The organism is Xanthomonas sp. NCPPB 1068, assembly GCF_041479385.2.
Lineage (GTDB): Bacteria > Pseudomonadota > Gammaproteobacteria > Xanthomonadales > Xanthomonadaceae > Xanthomonas > Xanthomonas cannabis.
The window spans coordinates 1,888,870-1,903,345 of the sequence record NZ_CM192986.1; the positions used below are offsets into that span (position 1 = coordinate 1,888,870).

At 67.6% G+C, this 14,476-nt stretch carries 13 protein-coding genes; 4 read left to right on the forward strand and 9 right to left on the reverse strand.

The genetic code is table 11. From position 1 onward, the window contains the following. Positions 1-131 precede the first annotated feature (131 nt). From hutU to hutI, 4 genes are all read right to left on the reverse strand, one after another. Positions 132-1,811, reverse strand: a complete 1,680-nt coding sequence (gene hutU, locus ACCQ12_RS08155) for a urocanate hydratase (RefSeq protein WP_166743199.1) — start codon at positions 1,809-1,811, stop codon at positions 132-134. Positions 1,812-1,827: 16 nt separating this feature from the next. Continuing rightward, positions 1,828-2,685: an N-formylglutamate deformylase gene (hutG, locus tag ACCQ12_RS08160; protein ID WP_166752732.1), complete on the reverse strand. Its 858-nt coding sequence runs from the start codon at positions 2,683-2,685 to the stop codon at positions 1,828-1,830. Between the two features lie 184 nt (positions 2,686-2,869). Continuing rightward, entirely contained in the window at positions 2,870-4,411 is a 1,542-nt protein-coding gene (gene hutH, locus ACCQ12_RS08165) for a histidine ammonia-lyase (RefSeq protein ID WP_228313791.1), read from the reverse strand. A 15-nt stretch (positions 4,412-4,426) separates the two neighbouring features. After that, on the reverse strand, positions 4,427-5,632 hold the full coding sequence (hutI, locus tag ACCQ12_RS08170) for an imidazolonepropionase (protein ID WP_372383342.1): 1,206 nt from the start codon (positions 5,630-5,632) through the stop codon (positions 4,427-4,429). A gap of 60 nt (positions 5,633-5,692) precedes the next feature. Here hutI and ACCQ12_RS08175 point away from each other — a divergent pair, with 60 nt between their 5' ends. Then, positions 5,693-7,090 (forward strand): formimidoylglutamate deiminase, encoded by a 1,398-nt coding sequence (locus ACCQ12_RS08175; RefSeq protein ID WP_372383343.1) that lies wholly within the window; start codon positions 5,693-5,695, stop codon positions 7,088-7,090. A gap of 15 nt (positions 7,091-7,105) precedes the next feature. Beyond that, entirely contained in the window at positions 7,106-7,843 is a 738-nt protein-coding gene (gene hutC, locus ACCQ12_RS08180) for a histidine utilization transcriptional repressor HutC (RefSeq protein ID WP_372383344.1), read from the forward strand. Positions 7,844-8,125: 282 nt separating this feature from the next. Here hutC and ACCQ12_RS08185 read toward each other — a convergent pair whose 3' ends face one another. From ACCQ12_RS08185 to ACCQ12_RS08195, 3 genes are all read right to left on the reverse strand, one after another. Further along, complete coding sequence (locus tag ACCQ12_RS08185) at positions 8,126-9,112, reverse strand: restriction endonuclease (RefSeq protein WP_372383345.1); 987 nt, start codon at positions 9,110-9,112, stop codon at positions 8,126-8,128. A gap of 349 nt (positions 9,113-9,461) precedes the next feature. Further along, positions 9,462-10,019: a phasin family protein gene (locus ACCQ12_RS08190; protein WP_372383346.1), complete on the reverse strand. Its 558-nt coding sequence runs from the start codon at positions 10,017-10,019 to the stop codon at positions 9,462-9,464. Positions 10,020-10,184: 165 nt separating this feature from the next. Then, entirely contained in the window at positions 10,185-10,460 is a 276-nt protein-coding gene (locus ACCQ12_RS08195) for a polyhydroxyalkanoic acid system family protein (protein WP_372383347.1), read from the reverse strand. 235 nt (positions 10,461-10,695) lie between these two features. Here ACCQ12_RS08195 and ACCQ12_RS08200 point away from each other — a divergent pair, with 235 nt between their 5' ends. Then, positions 10,696-11,505: an FHA domain-containing protein gene (locus ACCQ12_RS08200; RefSeq protein ID WP_166743192.1), complete on the forward strand. Its 810-nt coding sequence runs from the start codon at positions 10,696-10,698 to the stop codon at positions 11,503-11,505. On the opposite strand, the gene msrQ is transcribed toward ACCQ12_RS08200, so the two are convergent. Next, positions 11,447-12,103: a protein-methionine-sulfoxide reductase heme-binding subunit MsrQ gene (gene msrQ, locus ACCQ12_RS08205; protein WP_184385203.1), complete on the reverse strand. Its 657-nt coding sequence runs from the start codon at positions 12,101-12,103 to the stop codon at positions 11,447-11,449. The genes ACCQ12_RS08200 and msrQ overlap by 59 nt on opposite strands. A gap of 132 nt (positions 12,104-12,235) precedes the next feature. Next, positions 12,236-13,204, reverse strand: a complete 969-nt coding sequence (gene msrP, locus ACCQ12_RS08210) for a protein-methionine-sulfoxide reductase catalytic subunit MsrP (protein WP_372383348.1) — start codon at positions 13,202-13,204, stop codon at positions 12,236-12,238. A 176-nt stretch (positions 13,205-13,380) separates the two neighbouring features. Between msrP and serC the strand changes: the two genes are divergently transcribed. Further along, positions 13,381-14,466: a 3-phosphoserine/phosphohydroxythreonine transaminase gene (serC, locus tag ACCQ12_RS08215; protein ID WP_184374136.1), complete on the forward strand. Its 1,086-nt coding sequence runs from the start codon at positions 13,381-13,383 to the stop codon at positions 14,464-14,466. Positions 14,467-14,476 lie beyond the last annotated feature (10 nt).

The window sequence follows — 14,476 nt, forward strand, 5'->3', positions numbered from 1 at the left end:
GCGTTCAGCCCCGCCCGCGAGGGGGCGAGGGATCAGTCGACGCCGATGCGGCCATAACCCCCCGCGGGAAGGGCGGCGGCTCCATGCCCTGCCGCTGGCGCAATCCGTGGCTATTCGAACGATCGCAGATCTCATTGACCTCTTTTGCCCGTGATCCCGGGCAAATCCAGTCCCTGTACGTCTGCGCAATCCCGTGCAATCGCATAACCGGCGTCGGCGTGCCGCATCACGCCGGTGGCGGGATCGTTCCAGAGCACGCGCTCCAGGCGCTTGTCGGCCGCCTCGCTGCCGTCGCAGACGATGACCATGCCGGCATGCTGCGAAAAGCCCATGCCGACGCCGCCGCCATGATGCAGCGACACCCAGGTGGCGCCGCTGGCAGTGTTGAGCAGGGCATTGAGCAAGGGCCAGTCGGACACGGCATCGGAGCCGTCGGCCATCGCCTCGGTTTCGCGGTTGGGCGAGGCCACGCTGCCCGAATCCAGATGGTCGCGGCCGATCACCACCGGCGCCTTGAGCTCGCCACTGCGCACCATCGCATTGAAGGCCAGGCCCAGCCGATGGCGGTCGCCCAGCCCGACCCAGCAGATGCGCGCGGGCAAGCCCTGGAAGGCGATCTTGTCGGCCGCCATGTCCAGCCAGCGATGCAGGTGCGCATCGTCGGGGATGAGTTCCTTGACCTTGGCATCGGTCCTGGCAATGTCTTCCGGGTCGCCGGACAGCGCGACCCAGCGGAACGGGCCGATGCCGCGACAGAACAGCGGGCGGATGTAGGCGGGGACGAAGCCGGGGAAGTCGAATGCATCGTCGACCCCTTGTTCCAGCGCCATCTGGCGCAGGTTGTTGCCGTAGTCCACGGTGGGCACACCGAGCGCGTGGAAGGTGAGCATGGCGCGGATGTGGTTGGCCATCGTCTCGCGCGCGGCGGCTTCCACCTCCTTCGGTGCGCTCACGCGCTTTGCGTCCCACTCTTCCACGCTCCAGCCTTGCGGCAGGTAGCCGTTGACCGGGTCGTGTGCGGAGGTCTGGTCGGTCAGCAGGTCCGGCTTGATCCCGCGCAGCAGCAGTTCGTCCAGGACGTCGGCGACATTGCCGAGCAGGCCGACCGACAGCGGCGTCTTCGCGGTGCACGATTGCTCGATCAGGCGCAGCGCTTCGTCCAGCGAGTCGGTCCAGGTGTCCAGATACCCGGTGCGCAGGCGCATGTCGATGCTGGAACGGCGGCATTCCACGGCCAGGCAGGAGGCGCCGGCCATCACCGCAGCCAGCGGTTGCGCGCCGCCCATGCCGCCCAGCCCGCCGGTGAACAGCCACTTGCCGGCCAGGCTGCCGCCGTAGTGCTGGCGGCCCATTTCCACGAAGGTTTCGTAGGTGCCTTGCACGATGCCCTGCGCGCCGATGTAGATCCAGCTGCCGGCGGTCATCTGCCCGTACATCGCCAGGCCTTTTTGATCCAGCGCGTTGAAGTGGTCCCAATTGGCCCAGCGCGGTACCAGATTGGAGTTGGCGATCAGCACGCGCGGCGCATCGGCGTGGGTGCGGAACACGCCGACCGGTTTGCCCGATTGCACCAGCAGGGTTTGATCATCTTCCAGTCGCGTGAGCGCAGCCACGATCGCATCGAAGGATTCCCAGTCGCGCGCGGCGCGGCCGATGCCGCCGTACACCACCAGTTCCTGCGGGCGCTCGGCCACGTCCGGGTCCAGGTTGTTCATCAGCATGCGCAGCGGCGCTTCGGTGAGCCAGCTCCTGGCGGTGAGCGTGGTGCCGGTGGCAGCGCGGATGACGCGGGTAGCATCGTGACGGGTCATGCCGGGTTCCTTGCAATCAACGGTGGGCCGCGTGCGGCGTGGTGTCGGTTCGGGGTGCGTTGGCGAATGCCAGACAGGCCAGCAGCACGTGCCGCAATACCGCGCGCAAGGCAGCGGCGTGCACCGGCTGCCACGGAGTGGGCCAGTTGTCCGGGGTGATGGTGTCGGGTTCGCGCATGTAGCCGCGGCAGGCCAGCTCCATCTGCAGGGCGTGCACGCCCTGGTCGGGTTGCCCGTAATGGCGGGTGATCCAGCCGCCCTTGAAACGCCCGTTGCGTACCGTACTGGAGCCGCTGCTGCGGCACAGTTGCTCCACCGCGTCGGCCAGCGCCGGGTCGCAGCTGCGGTCGTCGTTGCTGCCGATGTTGAACTGCGGCAATTCGCCGTCGAACAGGTGCGGGATGAAGGACCGAATCGAATGCGCGTCGTACACCACGATGCTTGCGTGCTGCTGGCGCAGGCGCGCAATCTCGTCGGCCAGCGCGGCGTGGTACGGGTCGAACCAGCGGGTGCGGCGCAGGTCGATCTGCGCCTGATCCGGCGCCTGGCCTTCGGCATAGAGCGGTTGATTGTCGAAGGTGGTCAGCGGACACAGGCCGGTGGTGTTCTGGCCCGGATACAACGAAACGCCGCTGGGGTCGCGATTGACGTCGATCACCGAGCGGCTGATCGTGGTGCGCACCGTGGTGGCGCCCAGCGACTGCGCAAAATCGTAGAGCTGATGCACCCACCAGTCTGCATCGCGGCGCGCCAGCCACGGCGAGGCGAACTGGTCGGCAACCAGATCGGGTAACTCGGTTCCGGTGTGCGGGAAACTGATCAGCAAGGGGGCGTTGCCGCGGTGGATCTCCAGCCAGTCGGGCAGGGCACTCATCGTTGCGCTCCGGTGGTGCGCGCAGCGGTGAACGAGTGCGGCCGGCGGCAGCAATCAGTGGCATGCAGGCCGGCTTCGCGCTGGACGCAGCAGCCAAACCCACCGCCCGCAGATCCTGCGCATGCGCGCGCGGCTGTATCGCATGGCGCCGGAATGTTGCACAGGTAAGCTGCAACGCGCCGCATCATGCCTGCGGCTCCACACCCGGCAACGCAATCGCCACCGCCTCGGCCAGGGCGCCCGACCGCACCAGTGCGCTGGCGGCCAGCATGTCCGGGTGGAAGTAGCGATCGTCCTGCAACGTGGGCACCTGCGCCCGCAGCAATGCGCGTGCCGCTTCCAGCGCGTCACTGGAGCGCAGTGGCGCATGGAAGTCGCAGCCTTGCACCGCCGCCAGCAGCTCGATGCCGATCACGTGCGCGGCGTTTTCCGCCATGGCCAGCAGACGGCGCGCACCGTGCGCGGCCATCGACACATGATCTTCCTGGTTGGCGGAGGTTGGAATCGAATCCACGCTGGCCGGGTAGGCGCGCTGCTTGTTCTCCGACACCAGGGCCGCGGCGGTGACCTGCGGAATCATGAAGCCGGAGTTCAAACCCGGGCGCGGGGTGAGAAACGCCGGCAGACCCGACAAGGCCGGATCGACCAGCATCGCGGTGCGGCGTTCGCTGATCGAGCCGATCTCGCACACCGCCATCGCCAGCATGTCGGCGGCAAAGGCCACCGGCTCGGCATGGAAGTTGCCGCCCGACAGTGCCTCGCCGGTGTCGCTGAATACCAACGGATTATCGGACACGCCGTTGGCTTCGATTTCCAGCGTGCGCGCGGCCTGCCGCATGATGTCCAGCGCTGCCCCCATCACCTGCGGCTGGCAGCGCAGGCAATACGGGTCCTGCACGCGCACATCGCCGAGCCGGTGCGATTCGCGGATCGCCGAATCGGCCATCAGTGCGCGCAACGCCGCGGCGGTCGCGATCTGCCCCGGCTGCCCGCGCAGTGCGTGGATGCGTGCATCGAACGGCGTATCCGAGCCCTTGGCCGCTTCCACCGACAGCGCACCGGTCACCAGTGCGGCCTGCAACACGGTTTCGATCTCGAACAGGCCGGCCAGCGCGCAGGCGGTGGAGAATTGCGTGCCGTTGAGCAGCGCCAGGCCTTCCTTTGCGCCAAGCACGCGCGGTTGCAGTTGCGCGTGTGCAAGCGCGTCGGCAGCAGGTAACCGTTGCCCGCCGACGAAGGCTTCGCCAACGCCGATCATCACTGCCGCCAGATGCGACAGCGGCGCCAGATCGCCGGACGCCCCGACCGACCCCTGGCACGGCACCACCGGAGTGATGCCCGCATGCAGCATCGCGTCCAGCAATGCCAGCGTGCCCGGTTGCACGCCGGACGCACCCTGCGCCAGGCTGGTGAGCTTGAGCGCCATCATCAGCCGCACCACCGGCACCGGCGTGGGCTCGCCGACGCCGGCCGCATGCGACAGCACGATATTGCGCTGCAGGGTCTGCAGGTCGTCGCGCTCGATGCGCACGCTGGCCAGCTTGCCGAAGCCGGTGTTGACGCCGTAGACCGGCTCGCCACGCGCGACGATGGCCTCCACCGTCTGTGCGCTGCGCAGCACCGCGGCCGCGCAGGCGTCGTCCATCCTCATCTCGGCGCCGCGATACAGCGCACGCCACTGCGCCAGCGTCACGTGGCCGGGTTGCAAGACAACAGAAGCACTCATGGCAACTCCAGTGAATCAGGTCGAATGCCCGCGCCAGACGCGGGCGTGGAGCGGATTGAAGCCCATGCGATAGACCAGGTCGGCCGGCGCATCGATGTCCCAGATCGCCAGGTCGCAGTCCAGGCCGGCGCGCAACCGGCCCAACCGCGCGCTGCGGCCGAGCGCACGCGCAGCCTCGCGGGTGAAGCCGGCGATGCATTCGTCCACGGTCATGCGGAACAACGTGGCCGCCATGTTCATTGCCAGCAGCGGGCTGGTCAGCGGCGAGGTGCCGGGGTTGCAGTCGGTGGCCAGGGCCAGTGGCACCCCCGCCGTGCGCAGGGCGTCGATCGGCGGCAACTGGGTATCGCGGGTGAAATAGAACGCACCAGGCAGCAGCACCGCCACGGTGCCGGCAGCGGCCATGGCGGCCACGCCGTCCTGGTCCAGGTATTCGATGTGGTCGGCCGACAACGCCCCATGGCGCGCGGCCAGCGCCGCGCCATGCTGGTTGCTCAGCTGCTCGGCATGGATCTTGATGCCCAGCCCGTGCGCCTGCGCGGCGATGAAGACCTGTTCGGCCTGGGCAGGCGTGAACGCCAGGTGCTCGCAGAACACGTCGACCGCTTCGGCCAGGCCATGCGCGGCAATCGCCGGAATCATCCGGGTGCAGACCGCATCGATGTAAGGCTGCGCATCGCTGCCCGGCGGCACCGCATGCGCACCGAGAAAGGTCGGTACCACCTCGACCTGACGCAGGCCGGCGAGCGCGCGCGCCACGCGCAGTTGCTTGGTTTCGTCCTCCAGCGTCAGCCCGTAGCCGGATTTGATTTCCAGCGTGGTCACTCCTTCGGAAAGCAGTGCATCCAGGCGCGGCAGGCTGGCAGCGAGCAGGGCGGCATCGTCGGCAGCCCGGGTGGCCCGCACGGTCGCCACGATGCCACCACCGGCTGCGGCGATGTCGGCGTAGCTGGCGCCGCGCAGACGTTGCTCGAATTCGTTGGCGCGGTTGCCGGCATACACCAGGTGCGTGTGGCAATCGATCAGGCCCGGGCTGATCCAGCGCCGCTGGCAGTCGTGCGTGATGGCCGCTGCGAACCCCGGCGCCTGCGCGGCCGGGCCGGCATACACGATGCGGCCGTCCAGGCAGGCGACCACGCCATCGTCCACCGGACCCAGACCGCCGCCTGGTGCGTCCAGGGTCATCAGCTGCGCGTTGTGCCAGAGAACGTCGCAATGCATGGCGCAGGCTCGTGGTGTCTGATATGTATATACAATAAGTTCGTCAATCGAGGGTGTCCAGTGGCAGACCAGCCGGTACAAGCGTTGTGGGCAGCGCGGGCCCTGTTGCCAGGCGGCTGGGCCAGCGGTGTGCGCATCGGCCTGACGCAGGGGCGCATCGTGTCGGTGCAGGCCGATACCGCGGTGGCTGCCACCGATACACGCGCCGGGACGCTGCTGCCCGGCCTGGGCAACCTGCACAGCCACGCCTTCCAGCGCGGCATGGCCGGCCTGACCGAAGTGGGTGGGCGTCGCGGTGACAGCTTCTGGAGCTGGCGCGAGCTGATGTACCGCTTTGTCGACCGGCTCGACCCGGACAGCCTGCAGGCGATCGCCGAGCAGGCGTATGTGGAGATGCTGGAAAGCGGCTTCACCCGCGTCGGCGAATTCCATTACCTGCACCACAGCCCCGGCGGCGCGCCTTACGCGCATGCCGGCGAAATGTCCGGGCGCATCGTCGCTGCCGCTGCCAGTACCGGCATCGGGCTGAGCCTGCTGCCGGTGTTCTACGCGCACTCGGATTTTGGCGGCGCCGCACCCAGCGCGGCGCAGAAGCGCCTGATCCACGACATCGACGGCTTCGCACGGCTGCTCGACGATTGCAGGCAAAGCCTCACTGCGCTGCCCGACGGTGTGCTTGGCCTGGCGCCGCATAGCCTGCGCGCGGTCACGCCGCACCAGCTGATGGCACTGCTGCCGCTGACCGATGGCCCGGTGCACATCCACATTGCCGAGCAGCAGCGCGAGGTCGATGCCTGCCTGGCCTGGTCGGGCCAGCGCCCGGTTGACTGGTTGCTGGCCAATGCGCCGGTGGACGCGCGCTGGTGCCTGGTGCACGCCACGCATGTCACCGGCAGTGAAGTGCAGGCCATTGCCGATCGCGGCGCGGTGGTCGGGCTATGCCCGATCACCGAGGCGAATCTGGGTGATGGGATCTTCCCGATGCAGGTGTTCGCCGCCGCGGGTGGCCGCTTCGGTGTGGGTTCGGATTCCAATGTGCTGATCGATGCCGCCGAGGAGTTGCGCCTGCTCGAATATGGCCAGCGGCTCAGCGTGCAGGCGCGCAACGTGCTGGCGCCCGCCGATGTGTCGAGCGGGCGCTGGTTGTACGACCAGGCCGGCAGGGGGGCGGCACAGGCACTGGGCAGCGCGGTGCATGGAATCCAGGCGGGCGCCGCGGCCGATCTGGTGGAGCTGGAGACCTCGCACCCGGCCTTGCTCGCGCGCGACGACGACGCGCTGTTGGACAGCTGGGTGTTCGCCGCACGCGCGGGGGCGGTCCGTACCGTTTGGCGCGCCGGGCGTGCGGTGGTGCGCGATGGCCGGCATATCGACCGCGCACTCATCGCCGCGCGGTTTGCACAGGTGTTGCGCACAGTGCTGGGCAACGGAGCCGATGCGCGCACAATGCAGGTCTGACCGGAGACCTCCGCTTTGACCGCCACCCCCATCGCCGCGCCCGGCACCTTGCACCACCGCATCCGGCAGGATCTGGAGCAACGCATTCACAGCGGCGACTGGCCACCCGGGCACCGCATCCCGCCCGAGCACGAACTGATGGCGCAGTACGGCTGCTCGCGCATGACCGTCAACAAGGTGCTCGGCCTGCTGGCCGACGCCGGCATGATCGAGCGTCGCCGCCGCACCGGCTCGTTCGTGGCGCGCCCGCATCCGCATCTGGAGCAGGTGGCGCTGTCGATTCCGGATATCGAAGTGGAGATGACCACCCGCGGACATCGCTACGCGTTTTCGCTGTTGTCGCGGCGGCTGCGCAGTGTGCGCCCGCGCGTGCCGCAGGAGCGCGCGCTGGGCAGCACCGGCAAGCTGCTCGCGCTGGACAGCCTGCATCTGGCCGATGGCAGCCCGTTTGCGCTGGAACAGCGGGTGATCGATGTCACCACCGTGCCCGAGGCCCTGCACGAGTCATTCACCACGCTCGCTCCCGGCAGCTGGCTGTTGCGCAACGTACCGTGGACGCGGGCCGAACACCGCATCAGCGCAGTCAGCGCCGATGCCGCGCAGGCACACAGCCTGCAGGTGGACGAAGGCGCGGCCTGTCTGGTGATCGACCGCCACACCTGGCGTGGCGAGCAACCGGTGACCTATGTGCGCCAGCTGTTTCTGGGCGGCTCGTACGATCTGGTGGCGCGGTTTGCGCCGGGCATGCGCTGACGCTGTACTGGAGCCTCGCGCGCGCCTCCCGCGTAGGGCCTATCGCGTTGCAGAACGCAGTCGCTGCAACGCCAGTGTGCACGGCGGCTTCGAGAGCGCGGCTCGTCTGACCCAGCTGTCGTGAATGGCCAGCCGCTGTATGCGCGATGACGGGAAGCGCGTCGCAGTCATCGCCCAGCTGCGCCAGCAGATCAGCGCGGGATCGACTGGACTCGCGCGTGCCCACGCCAGACGCCCGATATGTTTACCTGCGGGGTGGCAGACCATCGCGGTGCACCCGCATCAGATCGTGGTGCATTGTCGCCAGCGCACCGGCTCGTCCACGCCCGGTCGGGGGTTGAGCTGCACGCGCACCGTGCGCAGATAGGGGTAACGCTGCAATTCGCGGCAGATCAGCGGCCATGCCGCGCCATCGTCCACCGCGCGATCCACCGCAAGCGTCGCCTGGGTGATCCAGATCCCGCGCACCAGGCCCGGCGTCTGGGCCAATGCCCTCGACACCTCGCGCCGATAGCCTTGCAGGGTCTCGGCATCCGGCTCTGCGCTGGTTGCCGTCGCGGCGCCGACTGGCGCTGTCGGCGCTGCGGGCTGCACAGCGTTCATGGCGGCCGCAGCGGGAGGGCTCGGCGGCGTTGCGCCCGCCCGCGAGGCCGCAACGGGCGGTGCCGGCTGTGGCTCGGGTGAGTGCAGTGCCAGCACCGCCACCAGGGCAAGCGTGGCCAGGGCGGCACCGGCAATGACGCTGTGGCGGAGCGCGCGCCGCCGCGCCAGGGTCACCACGCGGGTCTCCACATCGCCCGGCAGATAGGGTTTGAGCAAGGGCCACAGGCGCGTGCCGTCCAGCACTTCGATGGATTGCTTGTCTGCCGCAGCCAGGCCTTCGCGCTCCATGCGGCCTTCGGTCACCATCACCCCGCCGCCAGCGCCGGCCAGCCGTGCCATCGCCCCGAGTTCGTTCACTGCAGCTACGCCGATGCGATAGCCGCGGCCATGCTTGCAGGCCACCAGGCGGGTGCCGTGATCGGTCTGCATCATGAAATCGGCGGTGGGCAGGCCGTCCTGCGGTAGCTGGGTCGGTTGCCAGCCACGTTGGTCCTGCAGCACCCGCAGCACCACTGCGGAGAAGTCGCGCCAATGCAGGGCGGCCAGCGCACGGATGCCTTCGTCGGTTTCGTTGGCGCGACGCCGCACCAGCCAGAAGTAAGCGCACACCGCCAACCACAGCAGCAGTGCAGCCAGGAGCGCCAGAATCCAGGAAGGCATAAGCATCAAGCGAAGGGATGGCGCGTATTACGAGTCGATGCGCCTAGAAGAATCCTTCGTACCGGATTCGTCAATGGATCGCGGGCGGCGATGTCACGAGCCGTGACCCAGGCAACGAAAGACCCGCCAGTCCGAAGCCGTGAGGGGAGGGGAGCAAACGGACTTCGTAATACAGGACTGGCGGGTCGTCCCCCGATTGTCTGTAAAACCATGCTGCTTTGCAACACGGTGGCGGGGCGGCTATCGCTTGACCCCGGTGCGGTCCGGGGCGACCTGGCTGCGCAGGACGTCAGTTGTGGACGGGCGCCGGTGCGACGCCCTGCATCCCGTGCACCAGGCCAACCCCTTCCGTAGTTCACTCCCCGTCGAAAGCCGCCGAATTGCCGGTCTGCGAGGTGCCGCCGGTAGTGCCTGCGCTGGTCGTCTCGCTGCTGGCAGCCTGCGCGGCCTGGTTGGCCGTGCGGTTGGCCCGCTTGGTCGCGGCGGTATTGGCGCGCACCTGTGCCTTCAGCGACTCCACTTCACGGCGCAGGGTTTCCAGCTCTTCCTGCTCGGGGATGTTGAGCGTTCGCAGCACGCCCTTGACGCGCTCGTCGAAGGCTTTGCCCAACTTGTCCCAGCCGCGCACCGCGGTATCGCGTGCCTGCTCGAACTGGGTCTCCACTTCTTCGCGCAGCTCGTCCACGCCTTCGGCCGCCTTGCGCTGGCCGGTGCGCTCGTAGGCAGCGCCCTCGCGCACCAGCGAGTCGAACAATTTGCCGCCTTCGCTCTGCACGCGGCCCAGTGCGCCGAGTCCCGCCAGCCACACGGTCTGCGCCGATTCCCCGAGCCGGCGCGAGATCTGTTCTGCCTGGGCCTGGAAGCCCGACGCCGTGTGGTCGCGATTGCCGTTCTGGTCGTATCCGGTCGTCATGGAATGCTCCTGTCGATTGCCAAAGTGACGTTGCGTTCACCCTAGTGCCGGTCCTGCATCGGGCAGGTGAAGCGCCACCCGATCAGGCCTGGCCCAAGCATCCGCCCATCGCATGCTGGGCGGGTGACTTGGCGCTGAAGCGGCAAACCTGCGCGAAGCGCTGGCTCAGGCGAGTTTTTCCGCCAGCAGGCGGCGGATTTCCGATTCCACCATCGGCTGCACGGCCGACAGCAGGAAGCCGAGCTCGGCCGTCAAGTGCACCTGCTGCGGCAGCAAGGTGATTGCACCATCCACACCGGCGCGGGCGATGCGCAAGGTGTCGCCTTCCCAATGCGAGGCAACGCCGTAGCGATCGGTCAGCTTGCGCGCCGCCTCGTCGATCGCCGCGCGGGCCTGAGCCGGCGGCAGGGAATGGTCGTGGCGGATATCGATGCTGGACATGAGCTGCCTGGGTGAGACGAAAGTAGGCGCGCATTGTGCGCATGCGCGCGTCCGGCTCCAAGTGCGACCGCTCGCGCCGCGCTCCAGGCGGCACCGTGGAGACATATGCGTCGGTGCCGATGCGCGCATTTCCGGCGCGTACGTCTCGCTGCACAACAGCCTGACGCCGCCCTCCGGCGGTGTGCAAGATGCCGGGTTGGCCGCTGCTGGCGGCAAACCTGCTAGGCTGCGGCGGGTGCGCGACCTGCAAGTTCATTTCACCCACCGGCAGCAGCCGGATCATTCCCTCACGCCCGGCGTCCACCGGATCGTCCGTCATGCCTCCGGCAGCGTGCGGGTGGTCGCCGATGCGCAGGGTGCGCTGCTGTTGGCGCAGTTCTGCCTGGACCAGCGTGGCCTGTGGCTGCAGGTGGCCAATGGCATCCGCGGCATCCACGTCAACGGACGCCCTGTGCGGCGCATGGCCTTGCTGCGTCCCGGCGATGCGATCTACGCCGACGGTGTGGAGATGCTGTTGCGCAGCGCGCCGTCGAGCGCGCCGGCCAACGATGCGCCGGAGGACAATGCCGGCCTGAGCGAAGTCTGCCTGCTGCTGCGCGGGTTGGGCGGGCGTCACCACGGACGCAGCTTCACCCTGGACCGCTCACGCCTGGTCGGCAGCGACCCCGCGTCGGACATCGTCATCGACGACCCGGCGTTCGCCGCCCAGCACGCGCGCCTGGAACGCCATGGCGACCGCGTGCTGATGCGCGACCTGGGGTCGGAAGAGGGCAGCTGGATCAATGGCGTGCAGGTGCGCGATGGTTGGTTGCAGGCCGGCGACCAGGTCGTGTTCGATGCGCGTCACCGCTTCGTGGTGGAAGTCCCGCGCATCCATCACGGCACCACCTGGGACATTCCCGATTCCGAACCGCCGCCGCCGCCGCGTGCCACCGCCGCGCCGGCGCGCGCACCGATGAAGGTCGCACGCTGGCCCTGGCTGCTGCTCAGCGCGGTGTTGCTGGCGGCGGCGCTGAGCGCCCTGCTGTGGTTCGGCGCGCGCTGAGCTTTTTCCAGAGCCGCCAGCCCAGCAGCACGGCCAGGATGCCGGCATACAGTGCCGGTTCGCGGATGTCGGACTTCACCAGCCACCAGAAATGCAGCACCGCCAGCACGCCGATCGGATAGATCAGCTGGTGCAGGCGGCCCCAGTTGCGCTTGAGCCGGCGCATCCAGCCCTGGGTCGAGGTGATCGCCAGCGGCAGCAACAGCAGCCAGGCCGCAAATCCCACCGTGATGTAGGGACGCTTGAGAATCTCTTCGAAGATCTGCGTCCAGAAGCCGCGCAGGTCCAGGGTCAGGTACACCAGCAGATGCACGCTGGCGTAGAAGAACGCGTAGAGCCCCAGCATGCGGCGGAAGCGGATCACCACCGCCTGGCCGGTGAGCTGGCGCAACGGCGTGAGCGCCAGCGTGAGCAGAAGAAACCGTAATGCCCACAGGCCGGTGCGGTGCTCGATCTCGGCCACCGGATCGGCGCCCAGTGCATCGCTGCCGTTCTGCCACACCTGCCAGAATTGCCAACAGAGCAGCGCCATCGGCGCCAGTGCGGCAACGTGTACCGCAGTCTTTGCGGCGATCAATGCAATGGAGGTCTTGGCCATGCCATCTCGAAGAAGGGGACGCCGCGTGGGCATGAAGCGTAGGAGCGCACCCAGGCGCGACGGGCCTTACCGGTAAGGCCTGTCGCGCCCGGGTGCGCTCCTACGACCTGTCGATACCGGAGTGCGTGTTGCCTAGAACCACTTCTTCAGATCCATGCCTGCGTACAACGACGCCACCTGATCGGCATAGCCATTGAACGGCTTGGTCGCGATGCGTTTGGCAAACAGCTTGCTGGCAGTGCCGGCGATGCGGCGCTCGGTCTTCTGGCTCCAGCGCGGATGATCCACCGCCGGGTTGACGTTGGAAAAGAAGCCGTATTCGGAGGGTTGCAGATCGTGCCAGGCGGTCTCGGGCATCTTCTCGACGAAGCGGATTTCCACGATCGACTTGATGCTCTTGAAGCCGTACTTCCACGGCACCACCAGGCGCAGCGGCGCACCGTTCTGCTGTGGCAACGGCTTGCCGTACAGGCCGGTGGCCAGCAAGGTCAGCGGGTGCATCGCTTCATCGATCCGGAGGCCCTCGCGATACGGCCAGTTGATCGAGCGATAGCGCACACCCGGCATCTGCTGCGGGTCGGCCAGCGTGGTGAACGCCACATACTTGGCCTTGGAGGTCGGCGCGAAACGCTTGAGCACCTCGCCCAGTGGCACGCCGGTCCACGGGATCACCATCGACCAGCCTTCCACGCAACGCAGCCGGTAGATGCGCTCTTCCGGCGTGACGCCCTTGAGCAGTTCATCCAGCGACAGGCTGCCGGGCTTTTCGCATTCGCCGCCCACGTTCACCGACCACGGCGACAGCTTCAGTGTCTTGGCGGCCTTCGACGGGTCGGTCTTGTCGGTACCGAATTCGTAGAAATTGTTGTAGCTGGTGACATCTTCCAGCTTGGTCAACTCCTCGGCGGTGCGAAATCCGCTGCGCGCCTGCGCCGGGGTCACCACCGTCTTGGGCGGTGGCGGCGGGTCGGCCTCGGCGCAGCCGGCCACGCCCAGTGCCGGCGTCAGCGCAAGCAGTTGCAGCAGCCGACGACGGTCGCGGTAAACGGCCTCATCGGTGATCTCGCTGGACGGCAGGTTGAAAGCAGTGCGAAACGACATGGCAGGCTCCGGCAATGGCTGCAGCGTGAGAGTAGCCGACCGGGGCAGAAGTTCGTCCCGCGGCTGTCACCACGTTACGTCAGGCTCAGTCAAAAGGATGCAGCTGCAACTTTTTTGCCCGCTGCCAAGGCCGATGCGCTGCGGCATACTAGAAGGCTAGCTCGACAAGGTGTGCCATGACACGCGCGTTCAATTTCAGTGCCGGCCCTGCGACATTGCCGGAATCGGTCCTGCGGCAGGCGCAGGCGGAGATGGTCGAGTGGAACGGCGTTGGTGCCTCGATCGTTGAAATCAGCCATCGCAGCGCGGATTTCATGGCGGTCGCGGCCGCGGCCGAAGCCGATCTGCGCACCTTGCTGTCGATCCCTGACGACTATGCGGTGCTGTTCACGGCCGGTGGCGCGACCACGATCCAGGCGCTGCTGCCGCTGAACTTTGCCGCGCCCGGCCAGGCGGCCGACTATGTGATCAGCGGCCACTGGGGCAAGACCGCGATCAAGCAGGCGGCACCTTACGTGGACGCACGCATTGCCGCCGATGCACAGGCGGGCGGTTTTACCGAGATTCCGCCGGTAGCCAGCTGGACCTTGTCGCCGCACTCGGCCTATGTGCACATCACCGCCAACGAAACCATCCACGGTGTCGAATTCCGTGAGACACCGGATGTGGGCACACTGCCGTTGTTTGCCGATTTCAGTTCATCCATTGCGTCCGAGCCGCTGGATATCTCGCGTTACGGGCTGATCTATGCCGGTGCGCAGAAGAACCTGGGGCCGGTGGGGATTTCGGTGCTGATTGTGCGGCGCGACCTGCTCGAGCGCGCCGGGCAGCCGCGCGCCGACATCTTCAATTACGCCTCGCATGCGGCACGCGATTCGATGCTCAACACGCCGCCAACCTGGAACTGGTATCTGCTCGGGCTGACCGTGAAGTGGATGCTGGAGCAGGGCGGGGTGACCGAATTTGCGCGGCGCAACGCGGAAAAGGCCGGCCTGGTGTATGCGGCCATCGATCGTTCCGGCGGCTTCTATCGCAACCTGGTCACACCGGCGGTGCGCTCGCGCATGAACATCCCGTTCTTCCTGCCGGACGAGCAGCTGGATGCGTTGTTCGTGAGCGAATCCAAGGCCGCCGGGTTGCTTGCGTTGAAGGGCCACAAAGCCGTCGGCGGTATCCGTGCATCGCTGTACAACGCGATGCCGGTGGCCGGTGCGCAGGCACTGGTGGCCTTCATGCACGACTTCCAGCAGCGTCACGGCTGAGTCCAACTTC

What these genes read in the sequence shown, in the direction of transcription:
- hutU (WP_166743199.1), bottom strand. Translation starts at nt 1,811, where the DNA reads ATGACCCGTCACGATGCTACCCGCGTCATCCGCGCTGCCACCGGCACC.
- hutG (WP_166752732.1), bottom strand. Translation starts at nt 2,685, where the DNA reads ATGAGTGCCCTGCCCGACTGGCTGGAGATCCACCGCGGCAACGCCCCC.
- hutH (WP_228313791.1), bottom strand. Translation starts at nt 4,411, where the DNA reads ATGAGTGCTTCTGTTGTCTTGCAACCCGGCCACGTGACGCTGGCGCAG.
- hutI (WP_372383342.1), bottom strand. Translation starts at nt 5,632, where the DNA reads ATGCATTGCGACGTTCTCTGGCACAACGCGCAGCTGATGACCCTGGAC.
- ACCQ12_RS08185 (WP_372383345.1), bottom strand. Translation starts at nt 9,112, where the DNA reads ATGCTTATGCCTTCCTGGATTCTGGCGCTCCTGGCTGCACTGCTGCTG.
- ACCQ12_RS08190 (WP_372383346.1), bottom strand. Translation starts at nt 10,019, where the DNA reads ATGACGACCGGATACGACCAGAACGGCAATCGCGACCACACGGCGTCG.
- ACCQ12_RS08195 (WP_372383347.1), bottom strand. Translation starts at nt 10,460, where the DNA reads ATGTCCAGCATCGATATCCGCCACGACCATTCCCTGCCGCCGGCTCAG.
- msrQ (WP_184385203.1), bottom strand. Translation starts at nt 12,103, where the DNA reads ATGGCCAAGACCTCCATTGCATTGATCGCCGCAAAGACTGCGGTACAC.
- msrP (WP_372383348.1), bottom strand. Translation starts at nt 13,204, where the DNA reads ATGTCGTTTCGCACTGCTTTCAACCTGCCGTCCAGCGAGATCACCGAT.
- serC (WP_184374136.1), top strand. Translation starts at nt 13,381, where the DNA reads ATGACACGCGCGTTCAATTTCAGTGCCGGCCCTGCGACATTGCCGGAA.